The 23,147-nt window shown below is 68.9% G+C and carries 22 protein-coding genes; 7 read left to right on the top strand and 15 right to left on the bottom strand.

Annotation, left to right across the window (positions count from 1 at the left end; translation table 11 throughout):
- Nucleotides 1–130 precede the first annotated feature (130 nt).
- The 7 genes from KF796_17350 to KF796_17320 all read right to left on the bottom strand — a co-directional run bounded on the left by KF796_17350 (nt 131) and on the right by KF796_17320 (nt 7,201).
- Nucleotides 131–1,870 (bottom strand): carboxylesterase family protein, encoded by a 1,740-nt coding sequence (locus KF796_17350; GenBank protein ID MBX3588403.1) that lies wholly within the window; start codon nt 1,868–1,870, stop codon nt 131–133.
- Between the two features lie 223 nt (nt 1,871–2,093).
- Entirely contained in the window at nt 2,094–3,587 is a 1,494-nt protein-coding gene (locus KF796_17345; GenBank protein ID MBX3588402.1) for a hypothetical protein, read from the bottom strand.
- Between the two features lie 139 nt (nt 3,588–3,726).
- Nucleotides 3,727–3,909 carry a hypothetical protein gene (locus KF796_17340; GenBank protein MBX3588401.1) on the bottom strand — a complete coding sequence of 61 codons (183 nt, stop codon included), beginning with the start codon at nt 3,907–3,909 and terminating at the stop codon, nt 3,727–3,729.
- Between the two features lie 114 nt (nt 3,910–4,023).
- Complete coding sequence (locus KF796_17335; GenBank protein MBX3588400.1) at nt 4,024–4,185, bottom strand: hypothetical protein; 162 nt, start codon at nt 4,183–4,185, stop codon at nt 4,024–4,026.
- Nucleotides 4,182–5,063: a DMT family transporter gene (locus KF796_17330; protein ID MBX3588399.1), complete on the bottom strand. Its 882-nt coding sequence runs from the start codon at nt 5,061–5,063 to the stop codon at nt 4,182–4,184. Before KF796_17330 ends, KF796_17335 begins: the two co-directional genes overlap by 4 nt.
- A 126-nt stretch (nt 5,064–5,189) precedes the next feature.
- A complete protein-coding gene (locus KF796_17325; protein ID MBX3588398.1) occupies nt 5,190–5,687 on the bottom strand; it encodes a methylated-DNA--[protein]-cysteine S-methyltransferase in 498 nt (165 codons plus the stop codon).
- Nucleotides 5,688–5,689: 2 nt separating this feature from the next.
- Complete coding sequence (locus tag KF796_17320) at nt 5,690–7,201, bottom strand: helix-turn-helix domain-containing protein (GenBank protein MBX3588397.1); 1,512 nt, start codon at nt 7,199–7,201, stop codon at nt 5,690–5,692.
- 48 nt (nt 7,202–7,249) lie between these two features.
- On the opposite strand from KF796_17320, the gene KF796_17315 reads away from it, so the two are divergent.
- From KF796_17315 to KF796_17305, 3 genes are read left to right on the top strand one after another with little or no spacing between them, the layout of a single operon-like run.
- Complete coding sequence (locus tag KF796_17315; GenBank protein ID MBX3588396.1) at nt 7,250–8,731, top strand: phosphomannomutase/phosphoglucomutase; 1,482 nt, start codon at nt 7,250–7,252, stop codon at nt 8,729–8,731.
- A 13-nt stretch (nt 8,732–8,744) separates the two neighbouring features.
- Nucleotides 8,745–9,743 carry a lipopolysaccharide heptosyltransferase I gene (waaC, locus tag KF796_17310; protein ID MBX3588395.1) on the top strand — a complete coding sequence of 333 codons (999 nt, stop codon included), beginning with the start codon at nt 8,745–8,747 and terminating at the stop codon, nt 9,741–9,743.
- Nucleotides 9,743–11,047 carry a 3-deoxy-D-manno-octulosonic acid transferase gene (locus KF796_17305; protein MBX3588394.1) on the top strand — a complete coding sequence of 435 codons (1,305 nt, stop codon included), beginning with the start codon at nt 9,743–9,745 and terminating at the stop codon, nt 11,045–11,047. Before waaC ends, KF796_17305 begins: the two co-directional genes overlap by 1 nt.
- 33 nt (nt 11,048–11,080) lie before the next feature.
- On the opposite strand, the gene KF796_17300 is transcribed toward KF796_17305, so the two are convergent.
- From KF796_17300 to KF796_17265, 8 genes are all read right to left on the bottom strand, one after another.
- A complete protein-coding gene (locus KF796_17300; GenBank protein ID MBX3588393.1) occupies nt 11,081–12,394 on the bottom strand; it encodes a TolC family outer membrane protein in 1,314 nt (437 codons plus the stop codon).
- Between the two features lie 33 nt (nt 12,395–12,427).
- A complete protein-coding gene (locus KF796_17295; GenBank protein MBX3588392.1) occupies nt 12,428–12,769 on the bottom strand; it encodes a sulfurtransferase in 342 nt (113 codons plus the stop codon).
- Nucleotides 12,770–12,786: 17 nt separating this feature from the next.
- Complete coding sequence (locus KF796_17290) at nt 12,787–13,476, bottom strand: protein-L-isoaspartate O-methyltransferase (protein ID MBX3588391.1); 690 nt, start codon at nt 13,474–13,476, stop codon at nt 12,787–12,789.
- A gap of 22 nt (nt 13,477–13,498) precedes the next feature.
- On the bottom strand, nt 13,499–16,747 hold the full coding sequence (locus KF796_17285) for an efflux RND transporter permease subunit (protein ID MBX3588390.1): 3,249 nt from the start codon (nt 16,745–16,747) through the stop codon (nt 13,499–13,501).
- 7 nt (nt 16,748–16,754) lie between these two features.
- On the bottom strand, nt 16,755–17,891 hold the full coding sequence (locus KF796_17280) for an efflux RND transporter periplasmic adaptor subunit (protein MBX3588389.1): 1,137 nt from the start codon (nt 17,889–17,891) through the stop codon (nt 16,755–16,757).
- Between the two features lie 8 nt (nt 17,892–17,899).
- Nucleotides 17,900–18,577, bottom strand: a complete 678-nt coding sequence (locus tag KF796_17275; protein ID MBX3588388.1) for a TetR/AcrR family transcriptional regulator — start codon at nt 18,575–18,577, stop codon at nt 17,900–17,902.
- A 150-nt stretch (nt 18,578–18,727) separates the two neighbouring features.
- Nucleotides 18,728–19,492: a YdcF family protein gene (locus tag KF796_17270; protein ID MBX3588387.1), complete on the bottom strand. Its 765-nt coding sequence runs from the start codon at nt 19,490–19,492 to the stop codon at nt 18,728–18,730.
- Between the two features lie 69 nt (nt 19,493–19,561).
- Entirely contained in the window at nt 19,562–20,758 is a 1,197-nt protein-coding gene (locus KF796_17265) for an acyl-CoA dehydrogenase (protein MBX3588386.1), read from the bottom strand.
- 121 nt (nt 20,759–20,879) lie between these two features.
- Between KF796_17265 and KF796_17260 the strand changes: the two genes are divergently transcribed.
- The 4 genes from KF796_17260 (at nt 20,880) to KF796_17245 (ending at nt 23,103) form a co-directional block, all read left to right on the top strand.
- Complete coding sequence (locus tag KF796_17260; protein MBX3588385.1) at nt 20,880–21,770, top strand: LysR family transcriptional regulator; 891 nt, start codon at nt 20,880–20,882, stop codon at nt 21,768–21,770.
- A gap of 103 nt (nt 21,771–21,873) precedes the next feature.
- On the top strand, nt 21,874–22,155 hold the full coding sequence (locus KF796_17255) for a hypothetical protein (protein ID MBX3588384.1): 282 nt from the start codon (nt 21,874–21,876) through the stop codon (nt 22,153–22,155).
- 75 nt (nt 22,156–22,230) lie between these two features.
- The gene (gene msrA / locus KF796_17250; protein ID MBX3588383.1) at nt 22,231–22,773 is read left to right on the top strand and encodes a peptide-methionine (S)-S-oxide reductase MsrA; all 543 of its coding nucleotides are present in this window, start codon (nt 22,231–22,233) and stop codon (nt 22,771–22,773) included.
- Between the two features lie 36 nt (nt 22,774–22,809).
- The gene (locus KF796_17245; protein ID MBX3588382.1) at nt 22,810–23,103 is read left to right on the top strand and encodes a hypothetical protein; all 294 of its coding nucleotides are present in this window, start codon (nt 22,810–22,812) and stop codon (nt 23,101–23,103) included.
- Nucleotides 23,104–23,147 lie beyond the last annotated feature (44 nt).

The raw sequence follows: 23,147 nt of genomic DNA, 5'->3' as shown, positions 1-23,147 counted from the left end.
AAAACACCCCTGAAAGCCCCTAACCACGGGGCTTTTTTGTTTTCTCACCTTCAGGCAAGCCCAAAGGCGGCTTCGACTCGCGCGAAGCCATCGAGCCCGCAGCCGGCTTTGCCCCGTGAACGCTGGCCGTTTACCGGTCCTGCTCGCCAATGCGGGTCGCTGTGGCGTCCGCGTCGAAAACAATGCGGGCGGGCCAGGGCTTCCAGTTCACGCCGAGTTGCGCCTGGTTGGGGTCACCACGGCGTGCAAATTCGCCCAGGCTCCGCATCATGGCGACGGACAGGGCTTGCCGCCCGGGCGCGTTTCTCTTCGTGAACAGGATGTTCGAGTAAAGCGAAGGGCTGAAATTGCCGAAGATGAATGGCAGGTCGAAGGTATGGGCTGCGCCGTAGATGCTGTCGAAGGGCGGGGGCAACTGGTCCCATGAAAAGTCATAAGCCCAGACACTGGATTGCCGAGTGCGCAAGGCGCCAAGCACGTCGTTTCGCATGGCGCCGAACCAGATGCGGTCCAGCTCCGCCGTCCGGGCATCAAACCCGGTCTGCGGCTGCGTCACAGGCAGGTAGGCAGCGGGGATCCATTGCTCTGCGGTGGAGGCCGCAGGCGCCTCCGGGTCGTAACCCGAAACAAGCTTGAATACGGCTGCGTCATCGAGCAGCCGCCCGCTGGTTCCGCCCAGGCTGGGCCGTATGGCGAGCAGTTGCGGGAACAGTTTGGTTTCATCGCGCGTCTTGCCTGCCATCACGGGGACCTTCAGGTAGCGGCCCTCGCGGATCGATGTGATCGGGTCGCGCGCGACGACCCAGCCATCAGGGATGGGATTGGATGCGGACATTCCACGCGGGGCCAGTCGTGTCCGCACGGTGCCCAGCAGCGTGTCGGCCGGGAGTTGGCGCAGATAGTCTGCCATCGCACGCGTTCCGCTTGCGTCCTTGATGCGTGCCCGGGCGTCGGCCTCGTCAACCGCCACCTTGTCGGCGATCAGCGACTGAACCACCAGGGCCTCACCCCGGGTGGCCCACAGCGACTCGGGCTGAATGGCCGCAATGGAGCCTGCGGGCAATGTGGCGGGCGTGGAGATTCCGCCGCTCAAGGCCACCAGCCGGTGGAACAGGGGCGTCGGGCGGGCGACCACCATTGGCGACGTGAGCAGCGCATACACGTTGACGGCACCGGCGGATTGACCCATCAGGGTCACACGGGTCGGGTCCCCGCCAAAGCCCGATATTTCGTTTCTGACAAAGTCGAGGGCCTTGACGATATCGAGCAGCGCGAAGTTGCCAGAGTCTTCCTCGGCCTTTCCGGTCTTGAGCGGCTGTGCGTTGAGGAATCCGAACACCCCGAGCCTGTAGTTGACCGACACCACCACCGCATCCTGGCTTTTTGCCAGGGCAGCCCCGTCGTAGACAGGGTCTGCCGTGTAGCCAGTGATGTTGCTGCCGCCGTGGACGAAAACAATCACGGGGCGTGCCGAGCGCGTGGCCGTCGCGGGGGCCCAGATGTTGAGATACAGGCAGTCCTCTGACCCAAGTGTTTTCCCAAGCGTGGTCCCGATGGTGGCGTCATAGCGGTTGTTCAGCCCGGGGCCATACAGGCGTCCGGTCTGCACGCAGGCGGGCGCGAACTGTGTTGCGGGCCGCGTGGCCGACCATGCCAGGGGTTCCTGCGGGGCTCTCCAGCGAAGCTCGCCCACGGGGGGGCGTGCAAACGGAACACCCTTCCAGCTGTAGGTGCCAGCGCCATCGTTGCTGCCCAGAACCGGGCCGTAGGAGGTTCGGCGAAGCGTCCCGTCAGGGGCCGGCGTGACGCTGGCGCACCCCTGAAGCAGGCAGAGCAACGCAACGGCACAGGTGAGGGCCAGGCGGATCATGAAAGTCTCCAGTTATCAGTTATGGAACACGGGCTGTCGGCGCCGACAATAGCGTGGCCTGCCATGCCTGAAAATTCAAATATCTTGATATCCTGATTACTGGCGGTGATTGCCAGGATCCCGCCGGGCCATCAGTTTTCCGGTGGGGGACGGCGCACAGAAGCTGCTGGCGCAGCATGGGTGGCTGCGCAGTGCCGGGTCGCAGATGGGCCCGGCGTTCGGGCTACAGGCACCCCATTCGCCGGGCCTCGTTGATCAGGCTTTGCACGATCGAATAACCACTCTGCCCGGCGCGCTGGTACTGAACCACCGTGGCCCGCTCCCGGGCGATGATGTCAGCATAGGCATTGCACTGCGGTGTGCGCTTGAATGAAGCAATCGCCTGGTTCAGGCGCACCAGCTGGTTGGCGGACTGCTCGCTCTTGTTGCGCTCGCGTTCCTCGTCCCAGGATTTCATCGCGGCCTCGGTCCGCTGGCGGATCAGGGCGGTCTCGGCCTGATTCTTCTCGGTGGCGGCCTGGGCTTCGGCGGCCGACGCGGCCTTGGTGCTCAGCACGCGGCACTTGATGACCTGGGCGTCCGTGCCCCATTTCGACAGGTCCCAGGGCACGGCCACATAAGGCAGCGACAGGGTGCGGGACTTGGGCGCGATGCCTGCGCGGATGGTGTGGTTGAACTCGGGCTCGACCGATTTCTCGTCACCCCAGGTTTCATAGAGCCCGCAGGCCACGGCGATCTCGCTGTAGGCGTTGCTGGTCTGGTTGGTCACCGACAGGTGGGTGAAGTAACCCCCGGAACTGCCGGGCTTGTTGCCGCCACCGCCGTTGGTGATCACCAGGGGCAGGGTGTCCTTTTGCTGGAAGTAGCGGTCGTCAGCGGCCTTTTGCAGTGGCAGCCATTGCGCTTCCAGCGCGGTGGCTATCTGCTCGGCCTTGCGGGTGGCCTCCTCGGTCGCTTGGCGCAGGCAGTCGGCGTCGAGCGCAGGGCAGGCCGCTTCGGGCTTGCTCCACAAGGCCAGGGCGGGCGCGACCACCTTGTCGGTGCCGGCCCGCCTGGCGCTGGCCTTGAGTTTCTCAAGGTGACGCAGCGACGTGCCCAGCTTCTGGTCAAGCTCCTTGAACAATCGGGCGACGGCCGGCGCTTCGCAAATCTGGAATTGCGCCGTGGAAAGGTCGGCCCGCGTGCAGTGGGCCCAGTCCGAAGGATTCCTGGGCACGCGCCCGGGCGCCGCGGCCTGGGCCTGGGCCGGTGCAGGTGCAGGTGCAGGTGCAGTGCCACGCGGCTCAGGCTGCGGCTCGGCCCTGGAGGGGGCCGGCGCCACCGGTGCGGGCTTGCGCTCCCGCGCCAGCATCTGCTCGGCTGCCAGCGCATTGGGGGCCACCTCGGCAATGTCGGACACCTTGACGCGCGTGCGCTCCAGCGTGGTTCGCAGCATGCCGCTGCGCTGCGAAATCTCGCGCGCCACGCACTCCGCCGTGGTGCACCGGTTGCGCTCGTTCTTCAGCCACTCGCGCTGGCTGGCGCGGTACGAGTCCCGCTCTGCGCCCGCCGTTGATTCGATGAGCCGCGCATAGAGCTTTGCCGATTCTTCATCGAGCGCGTTGAGGGTGGGGGATTCGCAGATCAGCTTTTCGACGGCAGTGGAGGCCTTGGTGCAGTCGAAGCTGGCCGCCAGCGCGGTAGAGGACAGGCCTGCGACGGATAGCGCAGCCAACATGGGCCCGAGGGTTGATCTGAAGGCCATGCGCATGAGGAATCCTCTGGAAGTCCGCCGGAATTTCCTCAGGATAACCCACCCACACAGCCCACCCGCCGTTGCCCGGCGGGCCCTTGGCGTGGCCCCAGCGGGGCCCGTTTCAGCTCTTGTAAGAAGCCACCGCCATGACCGCGTGGGCCTTGCGTTGCCGCGCCAGCGGCGTGGCGGCCAGGAAGGGCCAGGCCAGTTGGGGCTTGGCCCAGGCAGGGGCAGGGTCGTTGGCGGTGCGTGGCGCCGGCGCAGGGCGGTCCATCGGGACGGTGAGGGCGGCAACTATGGGCATGGCGGCTTCCTTGCGGCGGCAGGTGGTGGGTGCCCCTGATTTTCCAGACCGGGGTGGCGCCCACCAGCGGCGGGTTGCCCGTGCGGCTGTAGGACGGCGCCTGCGTGGCGCGGGTCACGGCCCGATGTCTTTGCGCAGCCTGACCTTGTCGGCGGCGCGCCGGGCCTTTTCGCTCTTGCGGTGCTCGCCGGCCTTGCGCGTGCGCGCGGCGGCCACCAGCGGGTTGCGCGGCCTGGGGGCCTTGAGCTGCAGCTTGAACTTGCGGGCCGAGGTCATTTGCCGAATTTGAGCAGGCCCGTGGACAGCGCCGTGCCCAGCACGATCACCGCGCCGCAGCCGACCATCCAGGGGCTGATGGTTTCGCCCAGCAGCACGGCGCCATAACCCAGCGCAAACACCGGCACCACAAAGGTCACGGCCAGCGCCCTGGCCGGGCCGGCGGTCTCGATCAGGCGGAAATACAGGATGTAGGCCAGCCCCGTGCAGGCCACGCCCAGCGCCACCAGCGCCAGCCAGGCATGCAGGCTGGGGTTGTGCTGGGGCCACCACCACAGCGCGGGCAGCAGCAGCGCCAGCGAGGCGCCCACCTGGCTGCCGGTGGCCGTGGCCAGTGGCGGCACGCCGCTGAGGTAGCGCTTGGCAAAGCTGGCCGAGATGCCGTAGCACAGCGTGGCCACCAGGCAGGCCAGCACGGCCCAGGCCGGCGCGATGCCGGCCGCGCCGGGCTTGAAGCTGGCCTTGTCCCAGGTCAGCAGGGCCACGCCCGCAAAGCCGATCACCAGGCCCAGCACGCGCGAGCCCGCGGGCCGGTCCTTGAGCCAGAGCCAGGCCACCACCGCGCCAAACAGCGGCACCGTGGCGTTGAGGATGGCGGCCAGCCCGGTGGTGATGACCAGCAGCGCAAAGGTGTAGCAGGCAAACGGCACGCCCGAGTTCAGCACGCCCACCAGCAGGGCCTTCTTCCAGTGCCGGCGCAGTTCAGGCACCAGGCCACGCAGCCACAGCAGCGGCAGCAGGAACAGCGCCGCCACCATCACGCGGCCGGCCGCCGCGGGCAGCGCGCCAAACTCCACGGCCGCCACGCGCATGAACAGGAACGAGGCGCCCCACAGGGCGGAGAGTACAAAGAAGTCGAGCAGGGCGGCAGGCGTCATAAATGTGAAGAGTTCAGGCCCTGGCTGGTTACAGGCAACAACCAGCCAGCCGGGCAGTGTGCGCCATGAAAACACGCGCAGGCCTTCATGCTTTGATGATGTTTTTGGCGGGTTTTGATGCCGCAATCAGATCAATGCGCCTTCCAGCTGCAGCAGCGCGGTCTTGCGTTCCAGCCCGCCGGCATAGCCGGTGAGGGAACCATCAGTGCCCAGCACGCGATGGCAGGGCACGATCACGCTCACCGGGTTGCGGCCCACGGCCGCGCCCACGGCGCGCACGGCGGCCGGCTTGCCGATGCCCTGGCTCAGCTGGCCGTAGCTCGTGGTCTCGCCTGGCGGGATGGCCAGCAGCGCTTGCCACACCGACTGCTGGAACGGCGTGCCGCCCTGCAGGTCCAGCGGCAGCTCAAAGCGGCTGCGCCGGCCGGCGTAGTACTCGTGCAGCTGCTGCACCGCCTGCGCCAGCACCGGGTGGTCGGGCTGGTGGGGCCAGTGCGCGTGGTCGGGCAGATGGCGCTGGCCCTCGAACCAGACGCCGGCCAGGCCGCGCGCCGTGGCCGCGACGATCATGGGGCCCAGCGGGCTCTCGAAACGGGTTTGAACGATGGTGGGGTCGAATTTCATGGTCAGTCCTTGACAGAGTTCATGGCGCTCCAGGCGCGGATCACGGCGTAGCTGCGCCAGGGCTTCCAGGCCTGGGAGGCGGCTTCGGCGGCGCGGGCCGGCTGCTTGCCGCCCTGCACGCCCAGCGCCTTGTGCAGCGCCACATCGCCGGCCGGAAAGGCGTCGGGCCAGCGCAGCGCGCGCATGGCGATGTACTGCGCGGTCCAGTCGCCGATGCCCGGCAGTTCCTTGAGCGCGGCGATGGTGGCCTGCACATCGGCACCGCCATGCAGGCTGATGCGCTGGTCGGCCACGGCGCGGGCAATGCCCACGATGGCCGCCTGCCGCTGCTTGACGATGCCCAGTTGCCCGAGCGCATCGCCTTCGGCCCGGGCCAGCACGGCGGGCGCGGGAAACAGCCGCGTGAGCTCGGCAACCGGCGTCTCGATGGGTTCGCCAAAGCGGTCGAGCAGGCGCTGGGCCAGCGTGCGCGCGGCGGCCACGGTGATCTGCTGGCCCAGCACGGCGCGCACGGCCAGCTCGTAGCCGTCGAGCGTGCCGGGCACGCGCAGCCCGTCGCCCTGTGGAAAGTCGGCGTGCAGCGCGGCGTTGATGGCCTGCGGGTCGGCGTCCAGGTCGAACGCGGCGCGCACGCGGCGGATCACCAGCGGCAGCACCGCGCGCAGCGACTCGCTCACCTGCAGCACCACCTGGCAGCGCGCCTCGTCAAACTCGCTGCGCAACCAGCCGGCGTGGGTCCGGCCCGCGATTTCCACGCGAAAAGTGCGTGCAGTCCAGAGCCCGTGGCCCTCGGGTGCTACCAATTCAATAGCGTTGATGGCCCGCTTGCGCAGAAAGGCCAGCATGGCGGCGACGTCGTAGGGCGGGCGGTAGCCCAGCCGCACGCGGGTGCCCTGGCCGGCGCCGGCCGGGCCGCGCCCCGCGCCTTCGCGGCGCAGCTGCGTGGGGTTGAGGTGGTAGTGCGCGACAAAGGCCGCGTTGAAGCGGCGCACGCTGGCGTAGCCGCTGATCAGCGCAACCTGGGTGATGGGCAGGTCGGTGTCGGCCAGCAGCTGTTTGGCGGTGAGCAGGCGGCGCGTCTGCAGGTACTGCATGGGCGAGACGCCAAACTGCGCTTCAAAGATGCGGCGCACATGGCGGTCGCTCACGCCCAGCCGGCTCGCGAGCCTGTCCACGCTGGGCGCGTCGCCGCCCCAGACCTCGGGCTCGTCCAGCAGGCGCGCGGCCTGGTGGGCCAGGATGGCGCTGGCGTCCTGGATCGACCAGTGCAGCTGGCCCGGCGCCAGTTCGGGCCGGCAGCGCAGGCAGGGCCGGAAGCCCGCCTGCTCGGCCTGCGCCGCATGGTGGAAAAAGCGGCAGTTCTCGCGCTTGGGCGCCCGCACGCTGCACACCGGCCGGCAGTAGATGCCGGTGGAGGTCACGCCGGTGAAAAAGCTGCCGTCAAAGCGCGCGTCCCGGGCCTTGAGTGCCAGGTAGCAGGCGTCGGCTTGCAGGGGGGCGGTGGCGGTGGACATGAAGGGGATGATACGCAGGGGTTCGCATTGGGCTAGCCGTTTCCGGACATGTGCCCGAAGGGGCAAAAGCAGCCCGTGCGAGAGGGGTGCGGCCTACAATCCGTCGGTTCCAGGTTCAATCGTTCGGGAGGCTTCTCAGTGCACGTGTCCGCAACCATTTTCAAGGCCTATGACATCCGGGGCATCGTGCCTTCCACGCTCACGGCGCAGGTGGCCGAGGCGCTGGGCCGGGCCTTTGGCATGGCCGCGCGGCGCGAGGGCGAGACCACGGTGGCGGTGGGCCGCGACGGCCGGCTCAGCGGGCCCGAGCTCAGCGCCGCGCTGACCCGCGGCCTGCAGGCCGTGGGCGTGAACGTGATCGACATTGGCCCGGTCACCACCCCCCTGCTGTACTTTGCCGCGAGCACGCTGTGCGCCAGCGGCATCCAGGTCACGGGCAGCCACAACCCCCGGGACTACAACGGTTTCAAGATGGTGCTGGCGGGCCGCGCGATCTACGGCGACGAGATCCAGGCCCTGCGCGAGGCCATCGAGAAGGACGACTGGACGCTGGCCGGCCACGGCCAGCAGGGCACGGTGCGCAACATCAACCTGCTGGGCCCCTACCGCGACCGCATCGTGGGCGACGCCAGGCTCGCGCGGCCCATGAAGATCGTGGCCGATTGCGGCAACGGCATTGCCGGGGCCTCGGCGCCGGGCATCTTGCGCGCGCTGGGCTGCGAGGTGATCGAGCTGTTCAGCGAGGTGGACGGCAACTTCCCCAACCACCACCCCGACCCGAGCAAGCCCGAGAACCTGCGCGACCTGGTGGCCAAACTGCAAGCCACCGACGCCGAGCTGGGCCTGGCCTTTGACGGCGACGGCGACCGCCTGGGCATCGTCACCAGGGACGGCCAGACCATCTACCCCGACCGCCAGATGATGCTGTTCGCGCGCGACGTGCTCAGCCGCGTGCCCGGCGGGCAGATCGTGTTTGACGTCAAGTGCACGCAGCGCCTGGCGCCCGCGATCCGCGAGGCCGGCGGCCAGCCGCTGATGTACAAGACCGGCCACTCGCTGATCAAGGCGAAGATGAAGGAGATCGATTCACCTCTGGGCGGCGAGATGAGCGGCCACATCTTCTTCAAGGAGCGCTGGTTCGGTTTTGACGACGGCACCTATGCCGCCGCGCGCCTGCTCGAGATCCTGTCGCGCCACGCCGACCCGAGCGCCGTGCTCAACGCGCTGCCCACGAGTTTTTCCACGCCCGAGCTCAACGTCAGGTGCGCCGAGGGCGAACCCCATGTGCTGGTGGCGCGGCTGGTGGCGCAGGCGCGCTTTGACGAGCCGGCCGAGGTCTCGACCATCGACGGCGTGCGGGTGGACTGGCCCGACGGCTTTGGCCTGATCCGCGCGTCCAACACCACGCCGGTGCTGGTGCTGCGCTTTGAGGGCCACACGAGCGAGGCGCTGGCGCGCATCGAGGCCGCCATGCTCGCGCTGCTGCGCAGCGTCAAGCCCGACGCGGCCATTGAAAAGGCCGCGCATTGAGCGGCGCGCGCCCTTGAAGATCCTGCTGGTCAAGCTGTCGTCACTGGGCGACGTGGTGCACGCCATGCCCGCGGTGCAGGACATCCGCGCGGCCCTGCCCGGCGCGCAGATCGACTGGGTGGTGGAGCGCGGCTTTGCGCCCCTGGTGGCGCGCTGCGAGGGCGTGCGCCGCGTCATCCCGTGTGAACTGCGGCGCTGGCGCAAGTCACCGTTCGCGGCCGACACCCGCGCGCAGTGGCGCGCTTTCAAGGCCGAACTGCAGGCCGAGGCCTATGACGCCATCATTGACCTGCAGGGCCTGAGCAAGTCGGCGCTGGTGAGCTGGCTGGCGCGGCGCGCGACCGGCGGCCAGCGCTATGCCCTGGCCAACCAGACCGAGGGCTCGGGCTACGAGGCGCCCACGCGCTGGGTGGCCGATGTGGCCGTGCACATCGCGCCGCACATCCATGCGGTGGCGCGCTCGCGCGAGCTGTGTGCCCGCGCGCTGGGCTATGCAGAGCCCGATTCCATGCATTTCGGGCTGCTAGCCCGCGCCAGCCGGCCACTGGGTGCTATGGAAAGTGAAGCAGACGCGGCCTCGCCGCAAGGCTGCGTGGCGCTGGTGCATGGCACCTCGCGCGACGACAAATGCTGGCCCGAGGACCACTGGCTGGCGCTGGGCCGGCGCCTGGTCCAGGCCGGCTGGGCGCTGGGCCTGCCGCATGGCAGCGCGGCCGAGCACCAGCGCAGCGAGCGGCTGGCCGCGCAGCTGGGGCCGCAGGCCCGCGTGTGGCCCGCCATGGACCTGGGCGCGCTGACCGACCGGCTCGCGGCCTGCGCCGGCGTGATCGGCGTGGACAGCGGCCTGAGCCACATCGCGGTGGCGCTGGACCTGCCGCATGTGCAGCTGTACAACTTCGACACCGCCTGGCGCACCGGGCCGCAGGGCCGGGCGCGCCAGCGCAGCCTGTTCGACCAGCCCGTGCCCCTGGTGGACGCGGTGTGGCAGGCCTGGTGCGAGGTGGCGGCCTGATGGTGCGCGCCCTGTACTCGCTGCTGATGCGCCTGGCGCTGCCGTTTTTGCGGCGCAAGCTGGCGCGCCGCGGCGTGGCCGAGCCGGGCTATTTGCACGCCGTGGACGAGCGCTTTGGCCGCTATGCCCTGCCAGCGGACAGCGGCCGCCTGTGGATCCATGCGGTCTCGCTGGGCGAGACCCGCGCCGCGGCCGTGCTGCTGGCGCGGCTGCGGGTGCAGCAGCCAGGCCTGCGTCTGCTGCTGACCCATGGCACGGCCACGGGCCGCGCCGAGGGCCAGCGCCTGCTGCACGAAGGCGATCTGCAGGCCTGGCTGCCCTGGGACACGCCGGGCGCGGTGCAGCGCTTTCTGGACCAGTTCCGGCCGCGCATCGGCATCCTCATGGAAACCGAGGTCTGGCCCAACCTCGCGGCGGCCTGCCGGGCGCGCGGCCTGCCGCTGGTGCTGGCCAACGCGCGGCTGGGCGACAAGTCGCTGCGCAATGCGCTGGCGCTGGCGCCCCTGTCACGGCCCGCCTACACGGCGCTGGCCGCGGCCTGGGCCCAGACCGAGGCCGATGCGCAGCGCCTGCGGCAACTGGGCGCGCCGGTGCAGGGCGTGTTTGGCAACCTCAAGTTCGACGCCACGCCCGACGCCGCGCAGCTCGCGCAGGGCCGGGCCTGGCGCGGCGCGGCTGGCCGGCCGGTGGTGGTGTTTGCCAGCTCGCGCGAGGGCGAAGAGGCAGCTTTTTTCCAGCTTCTCAAGCAAAAAATGGCTGGAGTCCAGGCTGGGCGGCCTTCAGGCGCTATCGAAACAGGAACAAATGCCGTGCAGTGGCTGGTGGTGCCCAGGCACCCCCAGCGCTTTGATGAGGTGGCGGCGCTGGCCCAGCAGCACGGCCTGAGCGTGTCGCGCCGCAGCAGCTGGGCCGCGGGCCCGCCGGCGGCCGGCGAGGCCGGTCAGGCCGATGTCTGGCTCGGGGACTCGCTGGGCGAGATGGCGCTGTACTACGGCCTGAGCGATGTGGCCCTGCTGGGCGGCAGCTTTGAGCCGCTGGGCGGGCAGAACCTGATCGAGGCCGCGGCCTGCGGCTGCCCGGTGATCACCGGGCCCCACACCTTCAACTTTGCCGAGGCGGCCGAGCTGGCCGAGGACGCGGGGGCCGCGCTGCGCGTGCAGGGCATGGCCCAGGCGCTGGATCTGGCCCTGCAACTCGCGTCGGGTGAAGGCCATGCCCGGGCGGTGCAGGCCGCCGCGGACTTTGCCCAGGCCCACCGCGGCGCCGCGCGGCAGACCGCGGCGGCGATTGCCGCCTTGCTGTGAAGCGGCGCGCCCCGCCGGCCGGGCCAGTGGCCCTCAGGGCACCAGCAGCGCGTTGATGGCCTGCAGATCCTCGGCCTTCAGCGTGCCGTTGGCCTGGCGCAGCTTGAGGCTGCCCAGCAGCACGTTGTAGCGCGCTTGCGCCAGGTCGCGCTTGGTCTGGAACAGCTGGCTCTGGCTGTTGAGCACGTCGATGTTGATGCGCACGCCCACCTGGTAGCCCAGCTTGTTGGCGTCCAGCGCGAGCTGGCTCGATTGCTCCGACGCCTCCAGCGCCTTGACCTGGCCCAGGCCCGAGACCACGCCAAAGAAGGCGCTGCGCGTGCCCTGCGCCACGGCGCGGCGCGCGGCCTCGAGGTCGGCCTGGGCCTTTTCCTCGAGCGACAGGGTTTCCTTGATGCGGTTCTGCGTGGCAAAGCCCGCGAACAGCGGCAGGTTGAACTGCAGGCCCACCACGGTGTTGTCGGTGCGGGTCTGGACGCCGCTGAGGCTGTTGGGCGCGCGCGAGGTGCCGTAGCTGGCCGTGAGGTCCAGCGTGGGCTTGTTGCCGGCCCTGGCCTTTTCGGTTTCAAGCCGCGCCACGTCCAGCGCGGTGCGGGCCTGCTGCACGGCGGGGCTGGCGTCCTCGGCCTGCGCCACCCAGGGGGCCACGCTGTCGGGCTGCAGCGGTGGCAGTGCCACGGGCAGGGCCAGGGGCCGGGGTTCGGCGCCGGCCTTGCCCACCACGTTGTCCAGCGCGAGCTTCTTCACGCGCAGGTCGTTCTCGGCGGCGATCTCCTGGGCCACCACGAGGTCGTAGCGGGCCTGGGCCTCGCGCGAGTCGGTGATGGTGGAGGTGCCGACCTCGAAGTTGCGCTTGGCCGAGGCGAGCTGCTCGGACACCGCGGTTTTCTGGGCCTGCACGAAGGCCAGCGTGTCGCGCGCGGCCAGCACGTCAAAGTAGGCCTGGCTCACCCGGATGATCAGGTCCTGGCTGGCGGCCGTGAGCTGGGCCTGGGCCAGCGCCACCTGCTTCTTGCCCTGTTCATAGGTGGCCACGTTGGCGGGCCGGTACAGCGGCTGCGAGGCGTTCAGCGTCACGCTCTGGGCGCTGTAGTCGCGGCTGGGCGCGGGCGGCGAGCGGACCTCGGCGTGCGTGCGCGAGGCGCCGGCCGACAGGCCGGCCGACGGCAGGACGCCGGCGCGCGCCTGCTCGGCGCGAAACAGGTTGGCGTCGTACTGGGCCTTGGCCGACTGGTAGGTGGCGTCATAGGCCCGGGCCGATTCGTACAGGGCCTGCAGGCTCTGCGCCTGGGCCGGGAACGCGGCCCCGATGGCGACGGTCAGGGGGAGTAGCCGCAACATGTTCATGAATGATCCTTGTGAGAAGCTGCAGAAGAAGGGTCAGTAGCGGGGCACGGAAGCGTCGCGCTCCTGGGCCCAGGCGTCGATGCCGCCGGCGATGTTGGCCACCCTGGCAAAGCCGTTGCCGGCCAGGAAGTTCGCCACGCGCTGGCTGCGCGCGCCGTGGTGGCACAGGCAGGCCACCGGCACATCGGGGTCGAGTTCGGCCACGCGCGCGGCGATCTCGCCCATCGGAATCGTCACCAGTGCAAAGCCGTCGGCCCGCACGCTGGCTGTCTGCAGTTCCCAGGGTTCGCGCACGTCCAGCACCACGGCCGGCGCACCGCCGGTTTGCGCCTGCATCCAGGCGGCGAGGTCTTGTGGGCGAACTTGGTCAATCATGGGCAGGGGCTTTCGGGTCAGAAGCTGAAGCGCGAGGGTTCAGGGAAGTTCACCAGCCGCGGGGCCACGGTGTCCCAGGGCTGCACGGTGCTGAAGGCGGCCTCGCCGGTGCGGGTGATCAGGGTGGCGCGCATCACGGGCTCCTGGCCCACGATGGCGGCGAGCCGGCCGCCGGTCTTGAGCTGGGCCAGCAGGGCGGGCGGCACCTCGGCCACCGAGCCGCTGAGCAGGATCACGTCAAACGGGCCGTCAATGGCCAGGTTGCTGGCGCCGTCGCCCTCGCGCACCTCGACGTTGTGCACGCCGGCCTTCTGCAGGTTGGCGCGGGCCGTCTGCGCGAGGCCGGGGTGGATTTCGAGCGAGATCACGCGCTGGGCGCGGTGCGCCAGCAGCGCGGCCATGAAGCCCGAGCCGGTGCCGATTTCAAGCACCTTCTCGTGCTTTTGCACATGCAGGTCCTGCAGCAGCCGGGCCTCGACCTTGGGCGCCAGCATGCAGTGGCCCTGGCGCATGGCTTCCTCGCTGCTGCCCAGCAGCGGGATTTCGAGGTCCATGAAGGCCAGGGACTTGTGGGCCAGCGGCACGAAGTCCTCGCGTTTGATGACGGACAGAAGCTCCAGCACGGCCGGGTCCAGCACGTCCCAGGGACGGATCTGCTGCTCGATCATGTTGAAGCGGGCTTGTTCAAGGGAGGCGGTCGAGGTCATGGGGTGTACTCCGGGAGGGCGATCAGGACAAACCCTTGATTTTAGAGGCCGGCACCGCGGCCGCCGTGGCGCCACCGCCCGCGCGGGGCGTGCCCGCGAACTTGCGCCGGATCCAGTGGGACAGGTCGTCCATGTAGCAGTACACGACCGGCACCACCACCAGGGTGAGCAGCGACGAGGTGATCACCCCGCCGATCACGGCCTGGCCCATGGGGGCGCGCTGCTCGGAGCCTTCGGTCAGCGCAAAGGCCAGCGGCACCATGCCGAAGATCATGGCCAGCGTGGTCATCAAAATGGGCCGCAGCCGCACCCTGGCGGCCAGCAGCAGGGCCTCGGCGCGCGGCAGGCCGGGCACCAGGCGGCCCTGTTCGTCGGTGTGGTCCTCGCGCGAGCGGATCGCAAAGTCCACCAGCAAGATGGCGTTCTTGGTCACCAGGCCCATCAGCATGACCACGCCAATGACCGAGAACATCGACAGCGTGGAGCGGAACATCATGAGCGCCAGCACCACGCCGATCAGCGTGAGCGGCAGCGAGGTCATGAGCGCCAGCGGCTGCAGGAAGCTCTTGAACTGGCTGGCCAGGATCATGTAGATGAAGATGATGGCCATGGCCAGCGCCGAGATCGCGTAGCCGAACGACTCGGCCATGTTCTTGGTCGAGCCGCCAAACTGGTAGCGGTAGCCCGGCGGGAAGCTCACGCTGTCCAGCGCCTTGCGGATGTCGCTGGACACCTCTCCGGCCGAGCGCTTGTAGACGTTGCCGTTGATCGCCACCTCGCGCGTGAGGTCGCGCCGGTTGATCTGGTTGGCGCCGGTGCTCTCGCGGATGTCGGCGACCTGGTTGAGCCGCACGATGCGCGCGCTGCCATCGGCGTTGGTGCCGGTGGCAAAGGGCAGGCGGTCCAGGTCCTGCGGGGCATTGCGCGCGTCGGGCGACAGGCGCACGTTCACGTCGTAGGTCTGGTCGTCGCTGGCGCGCCAGTTGCCCACGGTCTGGCCGGCCACCAGGGTGCGCAGCGAGCTGGCGATCTGCGCCACCGACAGGCCCAGGTCGGAGGCCGCGTCGCGCTTGACCGAGATCTCGATCACGGGCTTGTTGGGCTTGATGCTGGAGTCCAGGTCGACAAAGCCCGGGATGTCGCGGATCTTCGCGGTCACCAGCCGGGTCAGGCGCTCAAGCTCCTGCAGGTCGGGGCCCTGCAGCGAGAACTCCACCTGCTTGTTGCCCCCCACCGAGTCCAGCAGGCCCACGTGCGTGACCGTGATGCCCGGCACCTGCGCCAGCCGCTCGCGCAGCACGCCCGACATCTGGTCCACATTGCGGCTGCGGGCCTTGCGGTCCACCAGGCGCACGTAGATGTTCGCGTAGATCTTGCCCTGGGCGTTGCCGGTGTTGATGGTGGCCAGCGTGTACTTGACCTCGGGGAACTCGCGCACGATGGCTTCGACCTGCCTGGCCTTGGCCTCGGTGGCCTCCAGCGCCGAGCCCACGGGCGTGTAGAAGGTGATGGAGGTCTCCGAAAAGTCGGCCTTGGGCACGAACTCGGTGCCCAGCAGCGGCACCATGACGAGGCTGGTGATGAACACCCCCACGGCCAGCGCCACCGTGGCCAGCTTGTGGCCCAGCGACCAGCGCAGGATGCCCTGGTAGGCCTCTGACAGGCGCTCGGTGGCCGTGTCGAACCAGCCCGTGACGCGGCCGATGGTCCTGTCATACAGCGTGGCGGACGAGCCGTGTTTCCGATCGTCCTGAGCTTGTCGAAGGATCTCGGGGTCGTGCCAGATGCTGGACAGCATGGGGTCCAGCGTGAAGCTCACGAACATCGAGATCAGCACGGCGGCCACGATGGTCACGCCGAACTCGTGGAAGAACTTGCCGATGATGCCGCCCATGAAGCCGATGGGCAGGAACACCGCCACGATCGAGAAGGTGGTGGCCAGCACGGCCAGGCCGATTTCCTGCGTGCCGTCCAGCGCGGCCTGGTAGGGCGCCTTGCCCATCTGCACATGGCGCACGATGTTCTCGCGCACCACGATGGCGTCGTCGATCAGCAGGCCCACGCACAGGCTCAGCGCCATCAGCGTGATCATGTTGATGGTGAAGCCGAACATGTTCATGAACAGGAAGGTGCCGATCAGCGCGATCGGCAGCGTCAGGCCGGTGATGACCGTGGAGCGCCACGAATTGAGGAACAGGAACACGATCAGCACCGTGAGCAGCGCGCCCTCGATCAGCGTGCGGCGCACGTTCTCCACCGCCACGCGGATCGGCCGCGAGCCATCGGCAATGGGCTCCAGCCGCACGCCCGCGGGCAGCTGGGCCTGCATCTCGTCAATGGTTTTCTTGAGCCCGTCAATCACCTCGATGGTGTTTTCGTCCTGCGACTTCTGCACCGTGAGCAGCAGCGTGCGCCCGCCGTTGTACAGCGCCAGGCTGTCGATTTCCTGGGCGCCGTCCCGCACCGAGGCCACCTGCCCGACGCGGATGGCCGAGGCCGCGCCGGCCTGGCCCTTGCGCGTGATGATGATGCTGGCAAAGTCCTCGGGCCGCCGCATGCGCGCGTCGATCTGCACCACGCGCTCCTGCTTGAGCGAGCGGATCGCGCCCACGGGCAGGTCCTGGTTCTCGTTGCGCACGGCCGCCACCACCTGGTCGGCCGTGATGCCCAGCGACTCCATGGCCTGCGGGTTCAGGTAGATGTTGATCTCGCGCTTGGTGCCCCCCACCAGTGACACCGAGCCCACGCCGCGCACGTTCTCCAGCCGCTTCTTGAGCACCTGGTCGGCCCAGTTGGTGAGCTCGATGGCGGACATGGCCTTGCCCTTGCTGGCGTCGGGCAAGACGGCCAGTGACCAGATCGCGCGGCTTGCGGGGTCAAAGCGCAGCACGCGCGGCTCCTTGACCTCGGTGCGGAAGCTGGGGCGGATCGAGGCCACCTTCTCGCGCACGTCCTCGGCCGCCTTGCGCCCGTCCACCTGCAGCTGGAACTCGATGATCACCACCGCCTGGCCTTCGTAGCTGCGCGAGGTCAGCGCGTTGATGCCGGCAATGGAGTTGACGCCTTCCTCGATCTTCTTGGTGACTTCGCTCTCCACGATCTCGGGCGAGGCGCCGGGGTATTCGGCCGTGACCACCACCACCGGGAAATCAATGTTGGGGAACTGGTCGACCTTCAGGCGCTGGTACGAGAACAGGCCCAGCACCACGATGGCGAGCATCACCATGGTGGCGAACACCGGGTTCTTGAGGCTGACGCGGGTGAACCACATGGGGCGCTTACTTCGCGGGCTGGGTGAACTTGACGGCCGTGCCCTCGCGCAGGCTGCCCACGCCGCCCTGGATCACCACGGTGCCGGACGCCAGGCCCTGCACCGCCACCAGGGTCTCGCGGTTGGCATCACCGGTGCCGGTGCCGCGCAGGCCGGTCTGCACCGGCACATGCGCCACCTTGTTGTCGCGCACCACCTGCACATAGGGCGAGGGCTTGTCGGTGCGCACGGCCGACAGCGGCACGGTGAGCACCGAGGTCTGCGCCGTGCCCAGCGTGCCCTGGGCGAACAGGCCCTGGCGCAGGCCGTCGGTCTGGCCGATGGCAAGGTAGACCAGCACGCTGCGGCTGCCCGCCATGGCACTGGGGTTGATGCGGCTCACGCGCGCCGTCACGGGCTGGGCGCTGCCTTCGATCTGCAGGGTGGCCGACTGGCCCACGCGCACCGAGACCGAGTCGGCCGCGCTCAGCGTGGCCTCCAGCTCGAGCCGGCTCAGGTCGACGATCTCGATCACCTTGGCGTCAATGCCCACGCGCTCGCCGGGCTGGGCCAGGCGCTGCGACACCAGGCCCGAGATGGGCGCGCGCAGCACGGTGTCATCCAGCGACTTGCGCGCCACGTCCACCGTGGCCAGGGCCGCCTTGTGGTTGGCTTGCGCCGCGGCCAGGTTGTTGGCCGAGGTGTCGAGCGCGGTTTTGGAAATGAAGCCCTGGTCCACCAGCGCCTTGTTGTTGTCCCACTGGCGCTGGGCAATGTCGATCTGGGCGCGGGCCGAGTCGGCCTGTTCCTGGGCCTGGCGCACGCGCGACTGGTATTCGGTGGCGTCCACCCGGGCCACCACCTGGCCGGCCTTGACGGCGTCGCCCTCGCGCAGGCTCAAGCCCTGCAGCTCGCCCGCCACGCGGGCCTTGACCACGGCCGAGTTGACCGCCTTGAGCGAGCCCGAGATCGGCAGGCCCTGGGCCAGCTCGCGCACCTGCGCCTGCACCACGTCGCTGGCGGCCAGCTCGATCAGGGTCTGGGCCTTGGGGGCATTGGCCTCGGCCGCCTGCTGGGCCTTGCGCGCCGACAGCGCACGCAGGCCGCCGCCCACCAGAACGGCCAGCACCAGGCCGACCAACAGCCATTTGAGGGTTTTCTTCATGGAAGGCGTCATGAGGCTTGGGGCGGGCGGGCCAGCAGCCCGTTGAGGAGGATGTCGGCCTGGGAGGCGATGTAGCGTTGCGGGTCCAGCACGCCGCCCGCGGGCACGCAGGCGCCCAGCGAATGCTTGGACATGACGAGGAACACCATGGGCGCGATCACACAGTAGATGGCGTGGTCCATGTCGGCCACCACGAACTCCTTGCGCGCCACGCCGCGCTGCAGGATGCGGCGGATCAGCGACTGCCCGGGCTCGATCACTTCCTGCTGGTAGAAGGCCGCGATCTCGGGGAAATTGCCGGCCTCGCTGATCATGAGCTTGGTGATGCCCGAGGCGCGGGTGGCGCCCACGCGCTCCCACCAGACGTTCATGCAGTAGCGCAGCATGTCGGCCGTGCTGCCCTCAAAGGCCGCGAACTCGTCATTCCACTCGCTGAAGCGGCCCGAGATGTTTTCGCGCACCACGGCCTTGAGCAGCTCTTCCTTGCTCGGAAAGTACAGGAACAGCGTGCCCTTGGAGACGCCAGCGCGCGCGGCCACTTCCTCGGCGCGCGTGGCGGCAAAGCCTTTTTCCACAAACAGGTCGAGCGCGGCGTCCAGCAGCTCGCCCGGGCGCGCCTCCTTGCGGCGCTCGCGCTTGGGCGTCGCGTCGGCCTTGCGGGCGCTGATGAATTTGGACAGGGACATGAAGTTAATGACTGACTGGTTAGTAATGTAGCTTTTGGGCGCTGGGGCGTCAAGCCGCGGGGCCGGGAGAACCCGCGCGGCCGCCCGCGCTGGCGGGTAAAGCTGTGTAAAGGACGGCGGTTGCCGGAGTGGGGTGGGCGGGGCGGGCGCTCAGCGGGCCACGAGCCGTGCCAGGCACTCGCGCAGCACGTTGCGCGACAGGCTCAGCCCGTTGGCCGACGGCAGCCATTCGAGCAGCGGCGTTTCCTCGGGAGATGCCAACCCGGTCGGGGCGGGCGTGACGCTGAAGCCGCCCGCCTCAAAAGCCAGCGCCGCGCGGGGCAGGTGCCAGGCATCGGTCACCAGTGCGATGCGCTGGACGCCGTCGCGGCGCAACAACGCGCCCAGCAGGCGGGCGTTCTCGGCGGTGTCGCGCGACTGGTCATCGACCCAGCGCAGGGTGGCGCCAAAGTCCTGCTGGGCGGCGCGGCGCACCACCTCACCCTCGGGCGCGGCGCCGGTGCCGGCGGCCGCCCAGCCCACGCCGCCCGCAAAGCCCACGGGCAGGCCGGTGCGGCGGGCCAGCCAGAGGCCGTAGCGCAGGCGGGCCAGGGTGTGGGCGGCGGGCTGGGCCGCGCCATATTCAGGGGCCCGGGGCAGCACGCCGCCGCCCAGCACCACAATGGCCTGCACCCGCTGGGCCTGGAGCTGGGCTGGGGTGACCGGCGCAACGGCCGGCAGCAGGGACTGGGCCAGCCAGATGGCCACCGCATGGCAGGACAGCAGCCACAGGCCCGCCAGCGAGGCGGCGGCCAGCGTCATGCCGGCCACACGCGCGCGGCGCCAGACGAGCAGGCCGATGGCCGCCAGCAGCAGCGGGCCGGCCGGTGGCAGCACCAGCGCGGCGAGCACGGGCTTGAGCGGGCTGAGGTCGATCACGCTATGAGTTTAATAGCGCGCAGTGGCCGCCCCGCCTGGACTCCAGGCCTTTTTGACCCCCAAACCTCAATAAAACGCCTGCAAACCGGTTTGCGCCCGGCCCAGGATCAGCGCATGCACGTCGTGCGTGCCTTCGTAGGTGTTGACCGTCTCGAGGTTGATCATGTGGCGGATCACGTGGTACTCGTCGTGGATGCCGTTGCCGCCGTGCATGTCGCGCGCCATGCGGGCGATGTCCAGCGCCTTGCCGCAGCTGTTGCGCTTGATCAGGCTCACCATCTCGGGCACGGCCAGGTCCTGGTCCATCAGGCGGCCCACGCGCAGGCAGCCCTGCAGGCCCAGCGCGATCTCGGTCTGCATGTCGGCCAGCTTCTTTTGAATGAGCTGGTTCTGCGCCAGCGGCCGGCCAAACTGCACGCGATCCAGCGTGTACTGGCGGGCGCGGTGCCAGCAGTCTTCTGCCGCGCCCAAGGCGCCCCAGGCGATGCCGTAGCGCGCCTTGTTGAGGCAGCCAAACGGGCCCTTGAGGCCGGCCACGTTGGGCAGCAGGTTGGCTTCGGGCACGAACACGTCGTCCATCACGATTTCGCCGGTGATGCTGGCGCGCAGGCTCATCTTGCCTTCGATCTTGGGGGCGGACAGGCCCTTCATGCCCTTTTCGAGGATGAAGCCGCGGATGCATTCCTGGCCGCCCACCTTGCCGTCGGGATCGGCCAGCTTGGCCCAGACCACAAACACGTCGGCGATGGGGCTGTTGGTGATCCACATCTTGGCGCCCTTGAGCTGGTAGCCGCCGTCCACGGGCTTGGCGCGGGTCAGCATGCTGGCCGGGTCGGAGCCATGGTTGGGCTCGGTCAGGCCAAAGCAGCCCACCCACTCGCCGCTGGCCAGCTTGGGCAGGTACTTCTGCTTCTGCGCTTCGCTGCCGTAGGCGTTGATGGGGTGCATGACCAGCGACGACTGCACGCTGATGGCGCTGCGGTAGCCGCTGTCCACGCGTTCCACTTCGCGCGCGATCAGGCCGTAGGCCACATAGCTCAGGCCGGCGCAGCCATAGCCTTCAATGGTGGAGCCGAGGAAGCCCATGGCGCCGGCGTCGTTCATGATCTCGCGGTCAAACTTTTCGTGGCGCGCGGCCATCAGCACGCGGGTCTGCAGCTTGTCCTGGCAGAAGGTGTGGGCGGCCTCGACGATGGCGCGCTCTTCCTCGCTCAGTTGTTCGGACAGCAGGAACGGGTCTTCCCAGTTGAATTTGGCTTTCACGGTGTCTCCAGGTGCGGGCCGTCCAGTAGCAGAGGGCCCAGTGGCGGGTCGCCTATTGTTGGCGATTCAACAATAGCTGTCTAATATCAATTCCCTATCCGACGATATGAATTAGAGATTCATGGAATTCCGCCACCTGCGTTACTTCCTGGTGCTGGCCGAGGAACTGCACTTTGGCCGCGCCGCCCAGCGACTGGCCATTTCGCAGCCGCCGCTGTCCACCAACATCCAGCAGCTTGAAGCCTCGGTGGGCGCCCGGCTGTTCACCCGCAACAGCAAGGCCGTGCAGCTCACCGAAGCCGGCCGCGCCTTTGTGCCGCAGGCGCGCGCGCTGCTGGAGCAGGCCCAGCAGGCGGCCCGCCATGCGCGCGATGTGGCGCAGGGCCTGGCCGGTAGCCTGCAGGTGGGCTTTGTGGGCACCATGCTGTACCGCGGGCTGCCGGGGCTGCTCAAGCGCTTTCAGGTGCAGCACCCGCGGCTGCGGCTCACGCTCAAGGAGCTGAGTTCGAGCGACCAGCTGATCGAGCTGGCCCACGAGCGGCTGGACCTGGGCTTTGTGCACACCACGCGCGTGCCGCCCGGGCTGTCGCAGATCCTGGTGGCCAGCCAGCCCTTTGTGGCCTGCCTGCCGGCCGGCCATGCGCTGGCGCGCAAGCGGGCCCTGTCGCTGGCGGCCCTGCAGGGTGAGCCCTTCGCCTGCATCTCGCGCGGTGTGTCCGCCGACTACCACGAGCGCATCGTGGCGCTGTGCACCCAGGCGGGCTTCACCCCCGAGATCCGCTATGAGCTGCGCCACTGGCTCAGCGTGGTCTCGCTGGTGTCGCAGGGCCTGGGCGTGGCCCTGGTGCCGCAGGCGCTGCGCCAGTCGGCGCTGCCGGGCACGGCCTTTGTGCCGCTGGACAGCGCCAGCGCGCCCTATGACACCTATTGCCTCTGGAAGACCGCGCGCGACCACCAGGCGCTGGCCGCGTTTCTGGAGGCCGTGCGCGCCGGCGCCGGCAAGGTGGGCTGAAGGGTCAAAAATAAAGTTGGGTGGGCAACCGCCAAAGCTGTCACCATGGGTCGATCTTTGTTGGCTTCAGGAGAACGGCATCAACCCGTACATCTGGTGTTTTGTGGGGGGTGCCGTGGGCCTGCTGGCCGGTCTGGTCTCGGGGCATGGCGAGAAGACCATCGTGGTCGAGAACATGCTGGTGGGCGTGTTTGGCGCCTTCATTGGCGGTGATTTCATCGTGTCCATGCTCAACAGCGGCAAGGTGGACGACAAGGTCTTTCACCTGAGCTCGCTGCTGATCGCCATTGCGTCGGCGGTGGCCTTCCTGGTGGTGCTGCGGCTGATGCGCAAGGCCGTGGGGCCCATGCGCGCCAGCAAAGGCCCCGCGCGGCGCCGGGATTGAGCGGCCTGGGGCGCAGCGGGGCCGTCGTAAGATGGCGCCCTTTTCTGCGACTGACGGGTTTGACTGGAGATCCCCATGCCTTCGACCCCCCAAACCATTGTTCTTGGCGGCGGCTGCTTCTGGTGCACCGAGGCGGTGTTCGTCAAGGTGCGCGGCGTGACCGACGTGGAGTCGGGCTATAGCAATGGCCAGACCGAGCGGCCGAGCTACGAGCAGGTGTGCACCGGTACCACCGGCCACAACGAGGTGGTCAAGCTCGAATACAACCCCGACGAGATCAGCCTGCGCGAAATCCTTGAAATCTTCTACCTGATCCACGACCCGACCACGCTGAACCGCCAGGGCAATGACAGCGGCACGCAGTACCGCAGCGGCATCTACTTCACCACGCCCGAGCAGCAGCAGGTGGCCGACGAGATGATCCGCCAGATGAGCCAGGACAAGCTGTTTGGCCGGCCCATCGTGACCGAGGTGCTGCCGCTGGCCAACTACTGGCCGGCCGAGGACTACCACCAGGACTTCTTCGAGAAGAACCCCACGCAGGGCTACTGCATGGCGGTGGCCGCGCCCAAGGTGGAGAAATTCCGCAAGACCTTTCGCGACCGCGTGAAGGCCTGACCCATGGTGTGGCGGCGCGGCAGTCTGTGGCTGGTCATGGTGGCGCTGGTCGCCGCGCAGACGCTCGGCCTGCTGCACAGCCTCGTGCATCCGCCGGCGGCCACGGGCGGGCATCTGCACGGCTGGGTGGAGAAGTTTTTCGCGGACCATGCCGATGACGCGGACTGCCGCCTGTACGACCAGCTGAGCCATTCCGACGGCGCGCCAGGCGTGCCGCTGCTCGCCCTGCCGGCGCTGCCGCCGGCCTTCATCTTCCAGTTTTTCCAGGGCGAAGCCGTCGCCCGCTGGGCTGCGCTGTTTGACGCGCGCGGCCCGCCTTCCGTTCGTTGAAATCCCCGTGTTGACGGTTCCCGCCGCGCGCTGCCCGGTGGGCG

Origin of the sequence: Ramlibacter sp. (genome assembly GCA_019635435.1) — a bacterium.
In the GTDB taxonomy this organism is placed as follows: domain Bacteria; phylum Pseudomonadota; class Gammaproteobacteria; order Burkholderiales; family Burkholderiaceae_C; genus JAHBZM01.
This window is presented reverse-complemented; position numbering and strand designations above follow the sequence as displayed.